Below are 16920 nucleotides of genomic sequence, written 5' to 3' on the forward strand. Positions count from 1 at the left end.
GGAGATTATAGGCACGGAAGGAGAGGGCGGGGAAAATGCGGCGGGTTTTTCCCCGGGAAGTGAGGGGCGCGGCGCGGTTTGGATCCCCGCTCAAGCCCGAGGGCGCCGAGCGTGAAGGCCGGCCCTGTTGGCCGGCCGATGAGCGCTCTTTCGCTCAGGCGATCGCGTCCAGCCCCTTGTCCAGCAGGCGGTCGAGCTGTTCCACCTCGGCGGTCGTCAGCGTGACTCCTTCCGCCTCGGACTTCGTGCGGGCGACGAAGCGGCGCTGGGAGGGCAGGCGCGCGCCCTGGCCGACGATGGCCTCGAAGAGGGTTTCGGCGCGGGCGAAGGGATCGCCGGGGCGGCCCTTGGCGAAGGCTTCCGGCGACAGGGCGATGATGAGTTCGCCGTGGAAGGGGGCGAGGGTCGTCGTGCCGAGATAGTCGAGCACTTCCGGGCTCGTCAGGTCGCCGATCATGATGCCAGCGAGGAGCTCGATCATCGTGCCGATGGCCGAGCCCTTGTGGCCGCCGAAGGGCAGCATGGCGCCGGCAAGCGCCGCTTCCGGATCGGTCGTCGGGTTGCCGTCGGCGTCGATCGCCCAGCCTTCCGGGAGCTGCTTGCCGGCGCGGCGGTGCAGCTCGATCTCGCCGCGGGCGGCGACGGATGTGGCGAAGTCGAAGACATAAGGCGCGCCGTTCGGGCGCGGCCAGCCGAAGGCGAAGGGATTGGTGCCGAGCAGCGGCTTGTTGCCGCCGGTGGGTGCGACCGTCGCATAGCTCGGGCACATGACGAGGCCGGCAAGGCCCGCCTTCGTCACGGCCTCGACTTCCGGCCAGAGCGCCGAGAAATGGGTGCAGTCGTTGATGACCAGCGCGGCAATGCCGAGCTTGCGGGCGCGGTCGGCAAGGGCGGGGACGCCGAGCTCGAAGGCGGGGTTGGCAAAGCCGCCCTTGGCGTTGACCTTGACGATGGCCGAGCCCTCGTTGGCGTCGAGTTCCGGCACGGCGTCCGGCTTGACCTTGCCGGCCTTGACGGTGCGCAACGCGCCCTCGATGCGGTAGATGCCGTGCGACTTGCAGGCATCCCGCTCGCCGGCGACGATGACGCGGGCAAGCGCGCCGGCCTGCACGGCGTTGAGGCCGGCCTTGAGGAAGATGGCTTCGACCCGCTCCTGAAGCGCGGCAATCGACAGAGTGGTGGTTTGCGTCATCTTTCGTCTCTTCAAAGGCTGGTGCCGACCCCGGGGCAGGTTGGCGATTGAACATTTGCATACATAGAGTATACAAGATTTCCACAAGTGCAATTCGCCCCGCCGTTTCCTATATCGGGCGAGCATCATTCCGCAAGAAAGGGACGTCAAATGGCTTTCACCCCGAACGGTAAACACCTCGTCGCAGGCGAATGGCTGGACGGCAACGGCACGTTCGCCTCCTCGCCGGCGCATGGCCCGGCGCACGACTTCGCCGTCGGCACGGTCGAGCTGGTGAACAAGGCCGCAGAGGCCGCGGAAGACGCCTTCCTCAGCTACGGCTATGCCTCGCGCGCCGAACGGGCCGCGTTCCTGCGCGCCATCGCCGACGAGATCGAGGCCCGGGCGGATGCCATCACCGAGATCGGTACCGAGGAGACCGGCCTGCCCGTCGCACGCCTCCAGGGCGAGCGCGGCCGCACCACCGGCCAGCTCCGCCTCTTCGCCGACCATATCGAGAAGGGCGACTATCTCGACCGCCGCCGCGATGCCGCCCTGCCGGATCGCCAGCCCCTGCCGCGCCCGGAAATCCGCCTGATCCAGCGGCCGCTCGGCCCGGTCGCCGTCTTCGGCGCCTCCAACTTCCCGCTCGCCTTCTCGACGGCCGGCGGCGACACCGCCGCCGCGCTCGCCGCCGGCTGCCCGGTCGTCGTCAAGGGTCACTCGGCCCATCCGGGCACCGGCGAGATCGTCGCCGAGGCCGTGCTGGCCGCCATCAAGAAGACCGGCGTGCATCCGGGCGTCTTCTCGCTCATCCAGGGCGGCAACCGAAAGGTCGGCGAGGCCGTGGTGCAGCATCCGCTGATCAAGGCCGTCGGCTTCACCGGCTCGCTTGCCGGCGGCCGCGCGCTCTTCAACCTCTGCGCCGCCCGGCCCGAGCCGATCCCGTTCTTCGGCGAGCTCGGCTCGGTCAACCCGATGTTCCTGCTGCCGCAGGCCATGAAGGCCCGCGCCGAAGGCCTCGGCCAGGGCTGGGCGGGCTCGCTCACCATGGGCGCCGGCCAGTTCTGCACCAATCCGGGCATCGCCATCGTCGCCGACGGTCCGGATGCCGACCGCTTCACGGCCGCCGCCGTCGAAGCCCTCGGCAAGGTCGGCGCGCAGACCATGCTGACCGACGGCATCGCCAAGGCCTATCAGGACGGACAGGCGCGCTTTGCAAGCCGCAACACCGTCAAGCCGCTCTTCACCACCGAATCCACCGGCCGCAACGCGCTGCCGAACCTCTTCGAGATCTCCGGCGAGCAGTTCCTCGCCGACCACGCGCTCTCCGAGGAGGTCTTCGGCCCGCTCGGCCTCGTCGTGCGCGTCGGTTCCGTCGGTGAGATGGAGCAACTCGCCCGCAATTTCGAAGGCCAGCTCACGGCAACCATCCACATGGATGAAGGCGACCTCGACGATGCGAAGCGCCTGCGCCCGATCCTCGAGCGCAAGGCCGGCCGCGTGCTGGTCAACGGCTTCCCGACCGGCGTGGAAGTGGTCGATTCCATGGTGCATGGCGGCCCGTACCCGGCCTCGACGAATTTCGGCGCGACGAGCGTCGGCACCATGTCGATCCGCCGGTTCCTGCGTCCCGTCAGCTACCAGAACATGCCGGAAGGCCTGCTCCCGGACGATTTCCTCAACTGATTCAATCCGTCAGGTGGACAGGGGCCGGGTTTTCCGCAAGGAGGGCCCGGCCCCTGCTTTTTTCTCCTTTCGGGTATATACTTTTTGTATATTAATTGTATTTTGTGGCCCGGTTTGCGCCTCGGACGAAGGACGGCCTTCGCCCGCGTGAACTGCCAGACCAATCCAGGGAGAGAGTTATGAAGAAGACCTCGGTCCTCGCCTTCGGCCTCGTTGCCGCCACCGCTCTGACCAGCCCGGCCAAGGCCGACAAGCTGGACGACATCATCTCGTCCGGCACGCTGCGCTGCGCCGTCGTCCTCGACTTCCCGCCGATGGGCGCGCGCGACGAGAGCAACAACCCGATCGGCTTCGACGTCGATTACTGCAACGACCTCGCCAAGGCGCTCGGCGTCACGGCCGAGATCGTCGAGACGCCCTTCCCGGAACGCATCCCGGCCCTGATGTCCGGCCGCGTCGACGTCGGCGTCGCCTCGACCTCCGACACGCTTGAGCGCGCCAAGACCGTCGGCATGACGATCCCCTACTTCGCCTTCGAAATGGCCGTCACGGCCAATGACAAGTCGGGCGTCAAGTCCTTCGAGGACATGAAGGGCAAGACGGTCGGCGCCACCGCCGGCACGTTCGAGGCCATCGCGCTCGAAAAGTCGGTCAAGGAATGGGGCACCGGCGAGTTCCGTCCCTACCAGACCCAGGCCGACGTCTTCCTCGCGCTCAGCCAGGGCCAGATCGACGCGACGGTCTCCACCTCCACGGTCGCCCAGTCCAACGTCAAGAGCGGCAAGTTCGCCGGCATCTCGGTCGTCGGCAAGGCGCCCTACGACATCGACTATGTCGCGCTCTTCACCAACCGCGAAGAATACGGCCTGATCAACTACCTGAACCTCTTCATCAACCAGCAGGTTCGCACCGGCCGCTACAAGGAACTCTACGAGAAGTGGGTCGGCGGCGACGTGCCGGACCTGTCCGTGAACGGCGTTTATCGCTAATCTGCCGCTTGCCCGGCGGCGCGGAACATCCCGTTCCGCGCCGCCGGTCGTTTCAAAGGGTGAGACGGCAATGTTCAGTTACTCCTTTCATTGGAACCAGGCGTTCAAGGCCCTGCCGCAGATGCTGGACGGCGCGCTGGTCACGCTGCAGATCGCCATCCTGTCGATGGTCATCGGCGTCGCGGTCGCGCTCGCGCTGACGCTCTTCCGCCTGTCCGGCAACCGCTTCCTCGGCGGCTTCGCCACGGCCTGGGTGGAGATCGCGCGCAACACGCCGGCGCTCTTCCAGATCTACATGGCCCATTTCGGCCTCGGCAATTTCGGCATCCACCTCAGCCCCTATACGGCGCTCCTGGTCGGTATCGCCTTCAACAATGCCGGCTACCTCGCGGAGAACTTCCGCGGCGCGCTGAAGGCGATCCCGGAGACGCAGACACGCGCCGCCCGCTCGCTCGGCATGACCCCGCTGCAGGCCTTCCGCTACGTCGTGCTGCCGCAGATGCTGCGCATCGCCTTCCTGCCGGTCACCAACCAGATGGTCTGGGCGATCCTGATGACCTCGCTCGGCGTCACCGTCGGCATGAACACGGACCTTGCCGGCGTCACGCAGGCACTGAACGCGGTCTCCTTCCGCACCTTCGAGTTCTTCGCGCTCGCGGCGGTGATCTACTACGTCATCGCCAAGATCGTGACGCTGGCGGCGCGCCTCGCCGCCGCGCGCATGTTCCGCTACTGAGAGGGGAAGCCATGTTCGATACCGCTCTCACCTGGGCCGATCTCGCCTTCCTCGCGCAGGGCGCGGCGATGACGCTCGCCGTCACCGCCGTCTCCGTCCTCGCCGGAACCGTGCTCGGCATCGTCTTCGGCGTCATCCGCAACCAGGCCGGCCCCTACTGGTCGATGCCGCTCACCTTCCTGCTCGACATCTTCCGCTCCGTGCCGCTGCTCATCCAGCTCGTGCTCGGCAATGCGGCGCAGTCGATCATGAAGCTCGGCTGGGCGCCCTTCACTACCTCCTGCGTGGTGCTGTCGCTCTATACCGCGGCCTATTGCACCGAGATCGTGCGCGGCGGCATCTCCTCCGTTCCGCCGACGACGCGCCGCGCCGCCCGCTCGCTCGGCATGACCTGGTGGCAGGACATGCGCTACATTGTTGCCCCGCTCGCCACGCGCGTCTCGCTGCCCGCCTGGATCGGCCTGACGCTCGGCGTCATGAAGGATTCCGCGCTCGTGCTCTGGCTCGGCCTGATCGAGCTGCTGCGCGCCTCGCAGATCCTCGTCACGCGCCTGCAGGAACCGCTGTTCATCCTGTTCATCTGCGGCGCCATCTACTTCCTCATCTCCTTCCCCATCGCCCGGCTGGGCGGGTATCTCGAAAGACGGTGGTCCAATGATTGAGATCGAAAACGTCCGCAAATCCTTCGGCCAGCTCGAGGTCCTGAAGGGGATCAACCTCACCGTGGAAAAGGGCGAGGTGCTGACCATCATCGGTGGTTCGGGCTCCGGCAAGTCGACGCTGCTGACCTGCATCAACGGTCTGGAGACCATCGACGCCGGCCGCATCGTCGTCGACGGCACCGATGTCCATGCCAAGGGCACGGACCTCAACAAGCTGCGCCGCAAGCTCGGGATCGTCTTCCAGCAGTTCAACGCCTTCCCGCACCTGACGGTGCTGGAGAACGTCATGCTGGCGCCGGTGAAGGTGCTCGGCCAGTCGAAGGCGGAAGCCGAGGCGATGGCCGTCAAGCAGCTCACCCATGTCGGCCTCGGCGACAAGCTCAAGGTCTATCCGAGCCGCATGTCCGGCGGCCAGCAGCAGCGCATGGCGATTGCCCGCGCGCTCGCCATGTCGCCGGCCTACATGCTGTTCGACGAAGTGACCTCGGCGCTCGACCCGCAGCTCGTCGGCGAAGTGCTCGACACGCTGCGCATGCTCGCCTCCGAGGGCATGACGATGATCTGCGTCACGCACGAGATGAAGTTCGCCCGCGAGGTCTCCGACCGCGTCGCCTTCTTCCACAAGGGCGTGATGGCCGAGATCGCTCCGCCGGAGGACCTGTTCGGCGCACCCAAGAACCCGGAATTGCAGGCGTTCCTCGCCGCCACCCACTGAGGCAAAGATGCAGACTGAAATCGAGCCCGGCGTCGTCGTCATCGGCGCCGGCGTGGTCGGCCTTTCCGCCGCCATCGCGGCGCAGGCCCGCGGCCTCGCCGTCACCGTCCTCGAACGCGAAGAACCCGCCGCCGGCGCGTCCGCTGGAAACGCGGGCGCCTTCGCCTTCACCGACATCCTGCCGCTCGCGTCTCCCGGCATCCTGAAGAAGGCGCCGAGATGGCTGCTCGACCCGCTCGGGCCGCTCTCCGTGCCGCCTTCCTATGCCTTGCAGATCGCGCCGTGGATGTTCCGCTTCTGGCGTGCCTGCTCGGCAAGCCGCGTCGCCCATTCCACCGCCGCGCAGACCGCGCTGATGGACCTTTCCAGGGCCGAGCTGGAGCCGTTCCTCGCCGAGACCGGCACGGCATCCATGCTGCGCAAGGAAGGCAATCTCCAAGTCTATGAAAGCCAGGCCGAGCTCGACGCCTCGCTGCCCGGCTGGAAGGCGCGCGCCGAACACGGCATCGCGTTCCGCCACATGGACGCCGCCGAGATGGCGACGATCCAGCCCGGCCTTGCGCCGCGCTTCACCCACGGCACCTTCACGCCCGGCTGGTATTCCATCGCCGATCCCAAGCTCTACACGCTGGCGCTGGCCGATCATTTCCGCGCCAGGGGCGGCAAGATCGAGCGCGCCGAGGTCTCCAGCCTGCATCCCATCGAGGGCGGCGTCGAAATCCGCACGACGGATGGTCGCACGTTGCGGGCACAGAAGGTCGTGCTCGCGGCCGGAGCCTTCTCGCATCGGGTCGCCCGTTCGCTCGGCGAGAACATCCCGCTCGAAACCGAGCGCGGCTACAACACGACGCTGCCGGCCGACGCCTTCGACCTGCGAACGCAGGTCACCTTCGGCGGCCATGGCTTCGTCGTCACCCGGCTTTCGACCGGCATCCGCGTAGGCGGCGCGGTGGAGCTCGGCGGACTGAAGCTACCGCCGAACTTCCGCCGGTCGGAAGCCATGCTGGAAAGGGCCCGCGCCTTCCTGCCGGGTCTCAAGCCCGAGGGCGGCGTGCAGTGGATGGGCTTCCGCCCCTCGCTGCCGGACAGCCTGCCGGCCATCGGCGCCGCCCGGGCAACGCCGCGCGTGGTCTATGCCTTCGGCCACGGCCATCTCGGCCTCACCCAGTCGGCCGGCACGGCCCGCCTCGTCGCCGAACTCCTCACCGACGGCAGGACGGCGATCGACATCGCCCCCTTCTCGCCGCAACGCTTCTAGAATCTGTCCGGTTCAAGATGGACCGGCCAGACTCTGGATCTCTGTTTTCGGTTGTCTTTTCGGGAAAACCGGATTCCCCTTTTCCCTGACAACCCCTAGGGACAACGCCATGGCCGACCTCTCCGCCCGCAGCATCCTCGCCGGAACAGCCTCCGGCCCGATCATCGCCGCCGGGGAGGCGCTGAGCTTCTGGGGCGGCGTCGATCCGGCGACCGGCCGCGTCATCGACGTGCACCACCCGCTGCATGGCGTGACGATCACCGGCGGCATCCTGATGATGCCGTCGAGCCGCGGTTCCTGCACCGGCTCCGGCGTGCTGCTGGACCTCGCGCTGACCGGCCGCGCGCCCGCAGCGCTGGTCTTCAGCGAGGCCGAGGACGTGCTGACGCTCGGCGCGCTGATCGCCGCGGAAATGTTCGGCAACTCGCTGCCGGTGCTGCGCCTGTCGCATGACGCCTTCGACGCGCTCTGTCGCGCGAAGACGGCAAGGATCGGCGAGACGAGCATCGAGGCGGACGGCCTCACCATCCCCGTCGCACCGCCGGCCACCGCCGCGCTCGACCTCACCGAGGACGACCGCGCCATGCTGGACGGCCGCGACGGCATCGCCGTGCAGCTCGCCTTGCGCATCACCGCCGCCATGGCCGCGCAGCAGGGCGCGACGAGACTGGTCGACGTGGTGCAGGGCCATATCGACGGCTGCATCTATGCCAGCCCCGCCAACCTCACCTTCGCGGAGAAGATGGCCGACATGGGCGCGAAGGTGCGCGTGCCGACCACGATGAACGCCATTTCCGTCGACCGGGCGAACTGGGAAAAGCAGGGCGTGCCGCACGATTTCGGCGATCCGGCCGCCCGTCTTGCCGACGCCTATGTGCGCATGGGCTGCCGCCCGACCTTCACCTGTTCCCCCTACCTTCTGGAAAGCGCGCCAAAAACCGGCGAGGCCATCGCCTGGGCGGAATCCAATGCCGTGATCTTCGCCAATACCGTGCTTGGCGCGCGCACGGCCAAGCACCCGGATTTCCTCGACCTCTGCATCGCGCTGACCGGCCGCACGCCGCTGTCCGGCGTCTATCTCGAAAAGCACCGCAAGGCAAAGCGCATCATCGACGTCGAACTGCCGGAGAATGTGGACGACGCCTTCTGGCCGCTCGTCGGCTATCTCGCCGGCCGCGCCGCGCCCGACCGCATTCCGCTGCTCACCGGCCTTGCCGCCGCAAGGCCGACGCGCGACGACCTGAAGGCCCTCTGCGCCGCCTTCGGCACGACCTCCGCCGCACCGATGCTGCATATCGAGGGCGTCACCCCCGAGGCGGACGATGCGGCCGCCACTGACGCCGACAAGGTGTCCATCACCCGCGCCGACATGGTCGAGGTCTGGACGATGTTCAACGACGGCCCGGCCGAGGTGGAACTCGTCGCCATCGGCAGCCCGCATGCCTCGGCCTCCGAATGCCGGGCGCTGGCCGACGCGCTCGGCGGGCGCAAGCGGCACGAAAGCATTTCCGTGATCGTCACGGCGGGCCGCGACGTCATGGCGGGGGCTGGCGATGTGCTTAGTCGGCTAAGGGAAAGCGGCGTCGAGGTCCTGCCGGATCTCTGCTGGTGCTCGATCTCCGAGCCGGTCTTCCCGCCGAAGACGCGCACGCTCATCACCAATTCCGGCAAGTATGCCCATTACGGCCCGGGCCTTTCCGGCCGCAGCGTGCGCTTCGGCAATCTTGCCGATTGCATCGAGGCGGCGCTGACCGGCCGCGTGCCGCCGCGCCTGCCGGCCTGGCTTTCCTGATCAGTCCCTTCCGAAGACGTCGCGCGTATAGACCTTGTCCGCAACGTCATCGAGTTCTTCGGCATGCCGGTTGGTGAGGATGACGTCTGCGCGGCGCTTGAAGTCCTGAAGGTCGCGGACAATCTCGGAGCGGAAGAACGTCTCCTCCCCGAAATCCGGCTCGTAGATGATGACCGGAATGCCCTTCGCCTTGATGCGCTTCATGATGCCCTGGATGGAGGACTCGCGAAAATTGTCCGAGTCCTTCTTCATGGCGAGCCGGTAGACGCCGACGACGTCAGGATCGCGCCCGACGATGTCGGCGGTCAGGAAATCCTTGCGCGTCGTATTGGCATCGACGATGGCGCGGATGAGGTTCTGCGGCACGTCGCTGAAATTGGAGAGCAGCTGGCGCGTATCCTTCGGCAGGCAATAGCCGCCATAGCCGAAGGAGGGATTGTTGTAGTGCCCGCCGATTCGCGGATCGAGCCCCACGCCCTCGATGACCTGGCGCGTGTCGATGCCATGCGTCATCGCGTAGCTGTCGAGTTCGTTGAAATAGGCGACGCGCATGGCGAGATAGGTATTGGCGAAAAGCTTGATCGCCTCCGCCTCGCCCGAGCCGGTGAAGAGCACCGGCACGTCTTCCTTCACCGCGCCCTGCTGCAAGAGCCCCGCGAACTGCCGCGCCTCCGGCGTATCCGCCCCCATGACGATGCGGGAGGGATGGAGGTTGTCGTAGAGCGCCTTGCCCTCGCGCAGGAATTCCGGCGAGAAGACAATGCGCTCGTCGCCCCGCGCCGCCCGCAGCCACGCCGTATAGCCGACGGGGATCGTCGACTTGACGACGATCGTGGCGCTCGCATTGACCTGCCGCACATCCTCGACCACGGCCTCGACGCTGCTCGTGTCGAAATGGTTGTATTCCGGGTCGTAGTTGGTGGGCGTTGCGACGACGACGAAATCGGCGTGTGCGAAGGCTTCGGCCTTGTCCGTCGTCGCGCGCAGGCGCAGCGGCTTTTCGCGCAGGTAGTCCTCGATCTCGGCATCCGCGATGGGGGAGATGCCGGCATTCAGCGCATCGACCCGGTGGGGGGCGATGTCATAGGCGGTCACCCCGTTGTGCTGGGCCAGCAGCACCGCATTGGAAAGCCCGACATAACCGATGCCGGCAACCGCGATATTGACCATGGCGACCCCGTCGACGCGCGTTGATCCTGCCAGACCGGAAGCCGAATCGCGGCTTCCGGTCCGTGCCGCGGGGTATAGCCGGGGATGATTACAGCCAGATGGCGGGGATCACGTCAGCAATTCGGGCGGAACCTTGCCGCCGTTATCGGCAAGAGCCTTCATCAGCGCCTTGTGCAGCCAGATATTCATTGCAGCGGAATCATTCTTGTCGCCGGTATAGCCAAGTTCGTCGGCCAGTTCCTTGCGCTCCTGAAGACTGGCGTCCATGCCGAGCGCCTTCATCATATCCACGATGGACTTGCGCCAATCGAGCTTCTGGCCGTTCTTCTTGACGGCGGCGTCGAGAATGGCGGCCACGTCGACATTGCCTGCCGGGGCCGGCTGCGGCGTCGCTGCAGGTGTTCCCGCGAGCGTAGCGTTGGCTTCATCCTTCAAAGAAGGAGTGCCTGACATGTCGGCGGTCGCCGGCGCCACGCCGGCACTCCCGATCGTCTTTGCCGATGCGGTTTCGACCGAAGCCGGTTCGGCGGCTTTGCCGAAAAGCTTTTCCTTGATGGAGCTGAAAATACCCATGGTGCGTCCTTCTCGTTTGGGCCTCTTTCTGAGACCTCTGGTAAAGTTATAGCGATGGCCACGTGGGGCAAGGGCAAACAGCGGACGCCTGACCCGCTTCCGATCCACCTGGAACCATCCTTTGTGCCCGACGTTATCTCTGCGCTGGACAATCAGGAGATATTTCAATGGATTGGAACCGAGTAGAAGGTAACTGGAAGCAGGTCAAAGGCAAGATCAAGGAGCAGTGGGGTAAGCTCACTGACGACGATCTTGATGTGATCGACGGCAAGCGCGACCAGCTCGAGGGCAAGATCCAGGAGCGCTACGGTTACGCAAAGGACCAGACGAAGAAGGACATCGACGACTGGTACGGCCGTCAGTCCTGGTAAGACACAAGGGCCAGCCGTCGGCGCTTGAGACGTGCATGAGCACCGTCCGGTCGCAACCCTTTGCCGCACGTCGTGCTCAACCGCTCGCCCTCACCATGGGGCGTGCGGCTTTCCAGGATGCGGCAACTGTTAAAGCGTCAAAAAAATGCAATGAATCAAAGGTTATGGCGGACAGAGAGGGATTCGAACCCTCGATAGAGTTTCCCCTATACACGCGTTCCAGGCGTGCGCCTTCAACCACTCGGCCACCTGTCCGTCCGCTCGCTGCCGGTGGTCAGTCCGGCGCGGGTCGCTTTCCTGTTTCCATTCCGGCGAGACGGCGCGATATATACCGAGGTTTGCCGCAGGATCAACCGCTTTCTGACAGATTTTTGAAGGATGTTCCGCGGCGGCGCGAAGGATTGCGCAGGGCGGGCCGTCTTCCTATCTTAAGGCAGCAATGAAGCGGAGCGGATTTCGGCTCGCGCAGGCGGCACCGGGAGGGTGCGATGATACGGTTCGTCCTGAGGACCCTCAGTCTTTTCGCCCTCGTGGTCGCCGTGATGGCGGGCGCGATCGATGCGATCCAGTCGGTCTCGGCGTCCGAGCCGGTGCTGACGCCGCTCGCCGTCGCCTGGAGCACGGCAAGCCCGGGCACGATCGCCCTCGTCGCCGACGGCATCATGCGCAACTTCCCCTATGCCTGGGACCCGGCGGCCATGTGGGTGCTCTCGCAGCCCGCCTTCGCGGTGCTGCTCGCCGTCTCGCTGCTGTTCTGGACGCTTGCCTACAAGCGCCCGCCCGTCGCGGGCCGCTTCACCGTCTGATTCCTTTTACCGTTCCGGCCCGGAGGCCACGATGTTCCTGATCGACATGTTCAACAAGAAGACTGCCATGCCCGCGCCCGAAGCGGCCTTGCCCGGCCGCGACGAGCCCGTCCCCACATCCGCGACCCATTTCGTCAACGGCCGGCCCTTGAAGGGGCCGTATCCGGAGGGGTTCAGGACCGTGCTGCTCGGCATGGGCTGCTTCTGGGGCGCCGAGCGCCTGCTCTGGCAGATCCCCGGCGTATGGGTGACGGCGGCCGGCTATGCCGGCGGCTTCACCCCGAACCCGACCTACCACGAGACGACGACCGGGCTGACGGGTCACACGGAAGTGGTGCTCGTCGTCTACGATCCCGCCGCGGTCTCGCTGGAAACCCTGCTGAAGGCCTTCTTCGAGGCGCACGACCCGACCCAGGGCATGCGCCAGGGCAACGACATCGGCACGACCTACCGCTCGGCGATCTACCTCGGCGACGAGGCCGACCTCGAAACGGCGCGCCGCGCGCGCGACGTCTATCAGGCCGCGCTCCATGCGGCCGGCCGCACCGACCGCATCACCACCGAGATCGCCGCGGCAGGGCCGTTCTACTTCGCCGAGGAGGTGCACCAGCAGTATCTCGCCAAGAATCCGGGCGGCTATTGCGGCCTGCGCGGCACGGGCGTCGCCTGCGCCATCGGCTGATCGCCGCCCTGTTTTCAAGCAGGCTGGGGCCGCCGCGAACGAGGTTCTCCACCGTCGATCGCGGCGGTTCATATTTTTTACCAACTGAAAAATTTCTGGTGAATTTTTCCCGGAGGCATGCAAGGATGCCGCCAGCCTGACCCAAGGGAAAGGGTCGGTGGCTCCGGCGCGCGCCTTCTCCGGGCGCCCACGCGGAAGGTCCCTATAAGATCAATAGCGAACAGGGCTGCACAATGAAAAAAACCCTTCTCACTCTCCTTGCCACGGCCGCGATGTCCGCGAGCGCGTTCGCCGCAGACATCAAGCCGGCGATCATCTACGACCTCGGCGGCAAGTTCGACAAGTCGTTCAACGAAGCGGCCTTCAACGGCGCGGAGAAGTTCAAGAACGAGACCGGGATCGAATACCGCGACTTCGAGATCGCCAACGACGCGCAGCGCGAACAGGCGCTCCGCCGCTTCGCCGGCGACGGCAACAACCCGATCGTCATGGCCGGCTTCTCCTGGTCCGCAGCGCTTGAGAAGGTCGCCGCGGAATATCCGGACACCAAGTTCGCCATCATCGACATGGTCCTCGACAAGCCGAATGTCCGCTCGGTCGTCTTCAAGGAAGAAGAGGGCGGCTGGCTTGCCGGCATCCTGGCGGGCATGGCCTCCAAGACCAAGACGGTCAGCTTCGTCGGCGGCATGGATATCCCGCTGATCCACAAGTTCGCCTGCGGCTATATCGGCGGCGCCAAGTCGCTCGGCCCGGACTACAAGGTCCTCGAAGCCTATACGGGCACGACGCCGGACGCCTGGAACGACCCGGTCAAGGGTGGCGAGATCGCCAAGTCCCAGTTCGACCAGGGCTCCGACGTGGTCTATCACGCCGCCGGCGGCACGGGCGTCGGCGTCCTCCAAGCCGCGGTCGATGCCGGCAAGCTCGGCATCGGCGTGGATTCCAACCAGAACGGCCTGCATCCCGGCAAGGTGCTGACCTCGATGGTCAAGCGCGTCGACGTCGCCGTCTACGATGCCTTCATGTCGGCCAAGGACGACAAGTTCGAGCCCGGCGTCAACGTCTTCGGCCTCAAGGAGAACGGCGTCGACGTCGCCATGGACGAGAACAACGCGCCGCTCATCACCCCGGAAATGAAGGCCGCCGTCGACAAGGCGCGCGCCGACATCATCTCCGGCGCGGTCAAGGTGCACGACTACATGTCCGACGAGACCTGCCCCTACTAAGGGCGTCGGGCGGCCCGTCTGCCATGGCAGGCGGGCCGATTCCGTCCCGGCGCGTCAGTAGTGCGGGGGACGGGTAACGGCCGGGGCCTCGAGAGATCCCTCTTCCAGCACTAGGAAACGTTCCGTCAGCCGGTCGAGCTTCGAGCGGAGCTGCTCGACGACGCGCCACTGCTCGGCAAGCTGGTCGGAGAGTTCCTCGATCGTTTGGGCCTGGTGGGCGACGTGCTCTTCCAGCCGGGCGATGCGCCGGGCCGCTTCGGGAAGGTCGGACATGGTCTGGCTCTCCTCTTCGATCAGCCGGGGACGAGCTATAGCGGCTGGCGCCGTGGCCCGCAATCGGACTGGACAAGCGCTCCGGAAGCAACAAGACTGGGACCGGCAGGCCGCAAATCCCCGTAAGAGTGGATCGTCATGAACGAACTGGCAATCGAACTGAAGGGCATCGACAAGAGCTTCGGCCTCGTCCACGCCAACCGGAACATCGACCTGAAGGTCCGCAAGGGCACCATTCACGGCATCATCGGCGAAAACGGCGCCGGCAAGTCCACCCTCATGTCGATCCTCTACGGCTTCTACCAGGCCGACCGCGGCGACATCGTGATCGACGGGCGCAAGGTCGACATCCGCGATCCGAACGCGGCCATCGCGGCCGGCATCGGCATGGTGCACCAGCACTTCATGCTGGTGGAGAACTTCACCGTGCTGGAGAACATCATGCTGGGCGCCGAGGAGAGCCAGATCCTCAATGCCGGCATCACCAAGGCGCGCGCCGAACTGAAGCGCCTGGAGAAGGAATATGCGCTGGAGGTCGATCCCGACGCGGTGATCGAGGAACTGCCGGTCGGCATCCAGCAGCGCGTGGAAATCCTGAAAGCCCTCTACCGCAAGGCCGACATCCTCATCCTCGACGAGCCGACGGGCGTGCTGACGCCGGCCGAGGCCGACCATCTGTTCCGCATCCTCCGGCAGTTGAAGGAGGAGGGGAAGACCGTCCTCCTCATCACCCACAAGCTGCGCGAGATCATGGCGATCACCGACGAGGTCTCGGTCATGCGCCGCGGCGAGATGGTGGCGACGCGCACGACGAAGGAGACGTCCGTCGAGGAGCTGGCCGAGCTGATGGTTGGCCGCCGCGTCCTCCTTCGCGTCGAGAAGGGCGAGGCCAGGCCCGCCGACGTCAAGCTCTCGGTGAAGAACCTCACCGTGCGCGACAGCCGCGGCGTCACCATGGTCGACGACGTCTCCTTCGATATCCGCGCGGGCGAGATCGTCGGCATCGCCGGCGTTGCCGGCAACGGCCAGTCGGAGCTGCTGGAGGCGATCTCCGGCATCCGCCGCGCCGCATCCGGCACCGTGATGCTGAACGGCAGCCCCGTCGACGTGATCGGCAATGCCGATCCGGCCGAACTGCGCAAGCGCGGCCTCGCCCATGTGCCGGAAGACCGGCACCATGTCGGCCTCGTCCTGAAATTCGAGGAAAGCGAGAACGCCATCCTCGGCTATCACGACGATCCGAAGTACCGGAAGGGCCTGCTGCTCGACATCGACGCCATCCGCGCCGACGCGGAGGAGAAGATCGCCGCCTACGACATCCGCCCGCCGAACCCGCGGCTGAAGACCGCGAACTTTTCCGGCGGCAACCAGCAGAAGATCGTGCTGGCGCGCGAGATGGAGCGCGGCCCCGACGTGCTGATCATCGGCCAGCCGACGCGCGGCGTCGATGTCGGTGCCATCGAATTCATTCACAAGCGCATCATCGAGATGCGCGACCAGGGCAAGGCGGTGCTGCTCGTCTCGGTCGAGCTCGACGAGATCCGCGCGCTGTCCGACCGCATCCTCGTGATGTTCGCCGGCCGCGTGGTGGGCGAGCGCACGCCCGATGCCACCGAAGGAGAACTCGGCCTGCTGATGGCCGGTGTGGAAGGCCCCAAGGAGGCCGCGGAATGAGTGTCCCTCACGCGAAACTGCCGGCCTGGGCGGAATACGGCCTGATCCCGCTGGTCAACCTCGCCGTCGCCTTCCTGATTTCCGGCCTCGTCGTGCTAATCGTCGGCGAAAGCCCGCTGGAGGCCGCCTATCACATGATCAACGGCGCCTTCGGGCGCGGCGAATATATCGGCTTCACGCTCTACTACACGACGACCTTCATCTTCACCGGCCTTGCCGTGGCGGTCGCCTTCCATTGCGGCCTCTTCAACATCGGCGGCGAGGGGCAGGCCTATGTCGGCGGCATCGGCGTGGCGCTCGCCTGCCTTGCCTTCGACCGAACGCTGCCCTGGTATCTCGTCTTCCCCATCGCGATTGCCGGCGCCGCCTTCTTCGGCGCGCTCTGGGCGCTCATCCCCGGCTGGTTGCAGGCCAGGCGCGGCAGCCACATCGTCATCACGACGATCATGTTCAACTTCATCGCCGCCAGCCTGATGAACTACCTGCTCAACAAGGTGTTCAAGCCGCTCGGCTCCATGTCGCTGGAAACCCGCACCTTTGACACGGGCGGGCAGTTGCCCAAGCTCGACTGGCTGATGTCGATCTTCGGCCTTTCCGTCGGCTCGGCGCCGTTCAACATCTCCTTCCTGCTGGCGCTCCTTGCCGCCTTCGGCGTCTGGGTGCTGATCTGGCGCACGAAGCTCGGCTACGAGATGCGCACCATGGGCCACAGCCCCGCCGCCGCGCGCTATGCCGGCATCAAGGAGTCGCGGATCATCATCATCACCATGATGATCTCGGGTGGGCTTGCCGGCATGATGGCGCTGAACCCGATCATGGGCGAACAGTTCCGCATGCAGCTCGATTTCGTGCAGGGCGCCGGCTTCGTCGGCATCGCCGTGGCGCTGATGGGCCGCTCGCATCCGGCGGGCATCATTCCCGCCGCCCTTCTCTTCGGCATGCTCTACCAGGGCGGGGCGGAGATCTCCTTCGAGATGCCGTCGATCTCCCGCGACATGATCGTCATCATCCAGGGGCTCGTGATCCTGTTTGCCGGCGCGCTGGAGCACATGTTCCGCCCGGCCATCACGCGCATCGTCCTCGGCCTTTCGCCGAAGGCGCGCGACGTCGCCGCCACCAAGGGAGCCTGATCG

The 16920-nt window shown here is 66.1% G+C and carries 17 protein-coding genes and 1 tRNA gene; 13 read left to right on the forward strand and 5 right to left on the reverse strand.

All coding sequences use genetic code 11. The features are described 5' to 3' along the window. Window positions 1-154: 154 nt before the first annotated feature. On the reverse strand, window positions 155-1192 hold the full coding sequence (locus L0976_RS08510; RefSeq protein WP_234186926.1) for an Ldh family oxidoreductase: 1038 nt from the start codon (window positions 1190-1192) through the stop codon (window positions 155-157). Between the two features lie 150 nt (window positions 1193-1342). On the opposite strand from L0976_RS08510, the gene L0976_RS08515 reads away from it, so the two are divergent. The 7 genes from L0976_RS08515 (at window position 1343) to L0976_RS08545 (ending at window position 9012) form a co-directional block, all read left to right on the forward strand. After that, the gene (locus L0976_RS08515; RefSeq protein WP_234186927.1) at window positions 1343-2860 is read left to right on the forward strand and encodes an aldehyde dehydrogenase (NADP(+)); all 1518 of its coding nucleotides are present in this window, start codon (window positions 1343-1345) and stop codon (window positions 2858-2860) included. Window positions 2861-3039: 179 nt separating this feature from the next. After that, window positions 3040-3849 (forward strand): transporter substrate-binding domain-containing protein, encoded by an 810-nt coding sequence (locus L0976_RS08520; protein WP_234186928.1) that lies wholly within the window; start codon window positions 3040-3042, stop codon window positions 3847-3849. Window positions 3850-3919: 70 nt separating this feature from the next. Further along, a complete protein-coding gene (locus L0976_RS08525) occupies window positions 3920-4585 on the forward strand; it encodes an amino acid ABC transporter permease (RefSeq protein ID WP_234186929.1) in 666 nt (221 codons plus the stop codon). Window positions 4586-4596: 11 nt separating this feature from the next. Next, window positions 4597-5247, forward strand: a complete 651-nt coding sequence (locus L0976_RS08530) for an amino acid ABC transporter permease (protein WP_234186930.1) — start codon at window positions 4597-4599, stop codon at window positions 5245-5247. Next, window positions 5240-5962 (forward strand): amino acid ABC transporter ATP-binding protein, encoded by a 723-nt coding sequence (locus L0976_RS08535; protein WP_234186931.1) that lies wholly within the window; start codon window positions 5240-5242, stop codon window positions 5960-5962. The genes L0976_RS08530 and L0976_RS08535 overlap by 8 nt, the downstream gene beginning before the upstream one ends. Before the next feature lie 7 nt (window positions 5963-5969). Beyond that, window positions 5970-7220 (forward strand): FAD-binding oxidoreductase, encoded by a 1251-nt coding sequence (locus tag L0976_RS08540; RefSeq protein ID WP_234186932.1) that lies wholly within the window; start codon window positions 5970-5972, stop codon window positions 7218-7220. Window positions 7221-7329: 109 nt separating this feature from the next. Next, the gene (locus L0976_RS08545) at window positions 7330-9012 is read left to right on the forward strand and encodes an aconitase X (protein ID WP_203317209.1); all 1683 of its coding nucleotides are present in this window, start codon (window positions 7330-7332) and stop codon (window positions 9010-9012) included. On the opposite strand, the gene L0976_RS08550 is transcribed toward L0976_RS08545, so the two are convergent. Both L0976_RS08550 and L0976_RS08555 read right to left on the reverse strand, forming a co-directional pair. Beyond that, the gene (locus L0976_RS08550) at window positions 9013-10182 is read right to left on the reverse strand and encodes a nucleotide sugar dehydrogenase (protein WP_234186933.1); all 1170 of its coding nucleotides are present in this window, start codon (window positions 10180-10182) and stop codon (window positions 9013-9015) included. 108 nt (window positions 10183-10290) lie between these two features. Continuing rightward, complete coding sequence (locus L0976_RS08555; RefSeq protein WP_234186934.1) at window positions 10291-10755, reverse strand: DUF3597 domain-containing protein; 465 nt, start codon at window positions 10753-10755, stop codon at window positions 10291-10293. 167 nt (window positions 10756-10922) lie between these two features. Here L0976_RS08555 and L0976_RS08560 point away from each other — a divergent pair, with 167 nt between their 5' ends. Next, a complete protein-coding gene (locus tag L0976_RS08560) occupies window positions 10923-11126 on the forward strand; it encodes a CsbD family protein (protein ID WP_203317212.1) in 204 nt (67 codons plus the stop codon). A 165-nt stretch (window positions 11127-11291) separates the two neighbouring features. Here L0976_RS08560 and L0976_RS08565 read toward each other — a convergent pair. Then, window positions 11292-11381: transfer RNA gene (locus tag L0976_RS08565), tRNA-Ser, on the reverse strand. Between the two features lie 236 nt (window positions 11382-11617). On the opposite strand from L0976_RS08565, the gene L0976_RS08570 reads away from it, so the two are divergent. From L0976_RS08570 to L0976_RS08580, 3 genes are all read left to right on the forward strand, one after another. Continuing rightward, a complete protein-coding gene (locus L0976_RS08570) occupies window positions 11618-11932 on the forward strand; it encodes a hypothetical protein (protein ID WP_234187066.1) in 315 nt (104 codons plus the stop codon). Between the two features lie 31 nt (window positions 11933-11963). Further along, window positions 11964-12614, forward strand: a complete 651-nt coding sequence (gene msrA, locus L0976_RS08575; protein WP_234186935.1) for a peptide-methionine (S)-S-oxide reductase MsrA — start codon at window positions 11964-11966, stop codon at window positions 12612-12614. 233 nt (window positions 12615-12847) lie between these two features. Then, window positions 12848-13840: a BMP family protein gene (locus L0976_RS08580; protein WP_203317214.1), complete on the forward strand. Its 993-nt coding sequence runs from the start codon at window positions 12848-12850 to the stop codon at window positions 13838-13840. A gap of 54 nt (window positions 13841-13894) precedes the next feature. Here the strand turns inward: L0976_RS08580 and L0976_RS08585 are convergent, their stop codons facing one another. Next, on the reverse strand, window positions 13895-14113 hold the full coding sequence (locus tag L0976_RS08585) for a SlyX family protein (protein WP_203317215.1): 219 nt from the start codon (window positions 14111-14113) through the stop codon (window positions 13895-13897). 138 nt (window positions 14114-14251) lie between these two features. Between L0976_RS08585 and L0976_RS08590 the strand changes: the two genes are divergently transcribed. Continuing rightward, window positions 14252-15787: an ABC transporter ATP-binding protein gene (locus tag L0976_RS08590; RefSeq protein ID WP_234186936.1), complete on the forward strand. Its 1536-nt coding sequence runs from the start codon at window positions 14252-14254 to the stop codon at window positions 15785-15787. Continuing rightward, window positions 15784-16917, forward strand: a complete 1134-nt coding sequence (locus tag L0976_RS08595; RefSeq protein ID WP_203317217.1) for an ABC transporter permease — start codon at window positions 15784-15786, stop codon at window positions 16915-16917. Before L0976_RS08590 ends, L0976_RS08595 begins: the two co-directional genes overlap by 4 nt. Window positions 16918-16920 lie beyond the last annotated feature (3 nt).

Source organism: Shinella sp. NM-101 (assembly GCF_021401195.1).
Classification (GTDB): domain Bacteria; phylum Pseudomonadota; class Alphaproteobacteria; order Rhizobiales; family Rhizobiaceae; genus Shinella.

What these genes read in the sequence shown, in the direction of transcription:
- L0976_RS08555 (WP_234186934.1), bottom strand. Translation starts at nt 10,755, where the DNA reads ATGGGTATTTTCAGCTCCATCAAGGAAAAGCTTTTCGGCAAAGCCGCC.
- L0976_RS08530 (WP_234186930.1), top strand. Translation starts at nt 4,597, where the DNA reads ATGTTCGATACCGCTCTCACCTGGGCCGATCTCGCCTTCCTCGCGCAG.
- L0976_RS08520 (WP_234186928.1), top strand. Translation starts at nt 3,040, where the DNA reads ATGAAGAAGACCTCGGTCCTCGCCTTCGGCCTCGTTGCCGCCACCGCT.
- L0976_RS08515 (WP_234186927.1), top strand. Translation starts at nt 1,343, where the DNA reads ATGGCTTTCACCCCGAACGGTAAACACCTCGTCGCAGGCGAATGGCTG.
- L0976_RS08595 (WP_203317217.1), top strand. Translation starts at nt 15,784, where the DNA reads ATGAGTGTCCCTCACGCGAAACTGCCGGCCTGGGCGGAATACGGCCTG.
- L0976_RS08540 (WP_234186932.1), top strand. Translation starts at nt 5,970, where the DNA reads ATGCAGACTGAAATCGAGCCCGGCGTCGTCGTCATCGGCGCCGGCGTG.
- L0976_RS08580 (WP_203317214.1), top strand. Translation starts at nt 12,848, where the DNA reads ATGAAAAAAACCCTTCTCACTCTCCTTGCCACGGCCGCGATGTCCGCG.
- L0976_RS08585 (WP_203317215.1), bottom strand. Translation starts at nt 14,113, where the DNA reads ATGTCCGACCTTCCCGAAGCGGCCCGGCGCATCGCCCGGCTGGAAGAG.
- L0976_RS08510 (WP_234186926.1), bottom strand. Translation starts at nt 1,192, where the DNA reads ATGACGCAAACCACCACTCTGTCGATTGCCGCGCTTCAGGAGCGGGTC.
- L0976_RS08545 (WP_203317209.1), top strand. Translation starts at nt 7,330, where the DNA reads ATGGCCGACCTCTCCGCCCGCAGCATCCTCGCCGGAACAGCCTCCGGC.
- L0976_RS08525 (WP_234186929.1), top strand. Translation starts at nt 3,920, where the DNA reads ATGTTCAGTTACTCCTTTCATTGGAACCAGGCGTTCAAGGCCCTGCCG.
- L0976_RS08560 (WP_203317212.1), top strand. Translation starts at nt 10,923, where the DNA reads ATGGATTGGAACCGAGTAGAAGGTAACTGGAAGCAGGTCAAAGGCAAG.
- msrA (WP_234186935.1), top strand. Translation starts at nt 11,964, where the DNA reads ATGTTCCTGATCGACATGTTCAACAAGAAGACTGCCATGCCCGCGCCC.
- L0976_RS08550 (WP_234186933.1), bottom strand. Translation starts at nt 10,182, where the DNA reads ATGGTCAATATCGCGGTTGCCGGCATCGGTTATGTCGGGCTTTCCAAT.
- L0976_RS08535 (WP_234186931.1), top strand. Translation starts at nt 5,240, where the DNA reads ATGATTGAGATCGAAAACGTCCGCAAATCCTTCGGCCAGCTCGAGGTC.
- L0976_RS08590 (WP_234186936.1), top strand. Translation starts at nt 14,252, where the DNA reads ATGAACGAACTGGCAATCGAACTGAAGGGCATCGACAAGAGCTTCGGC.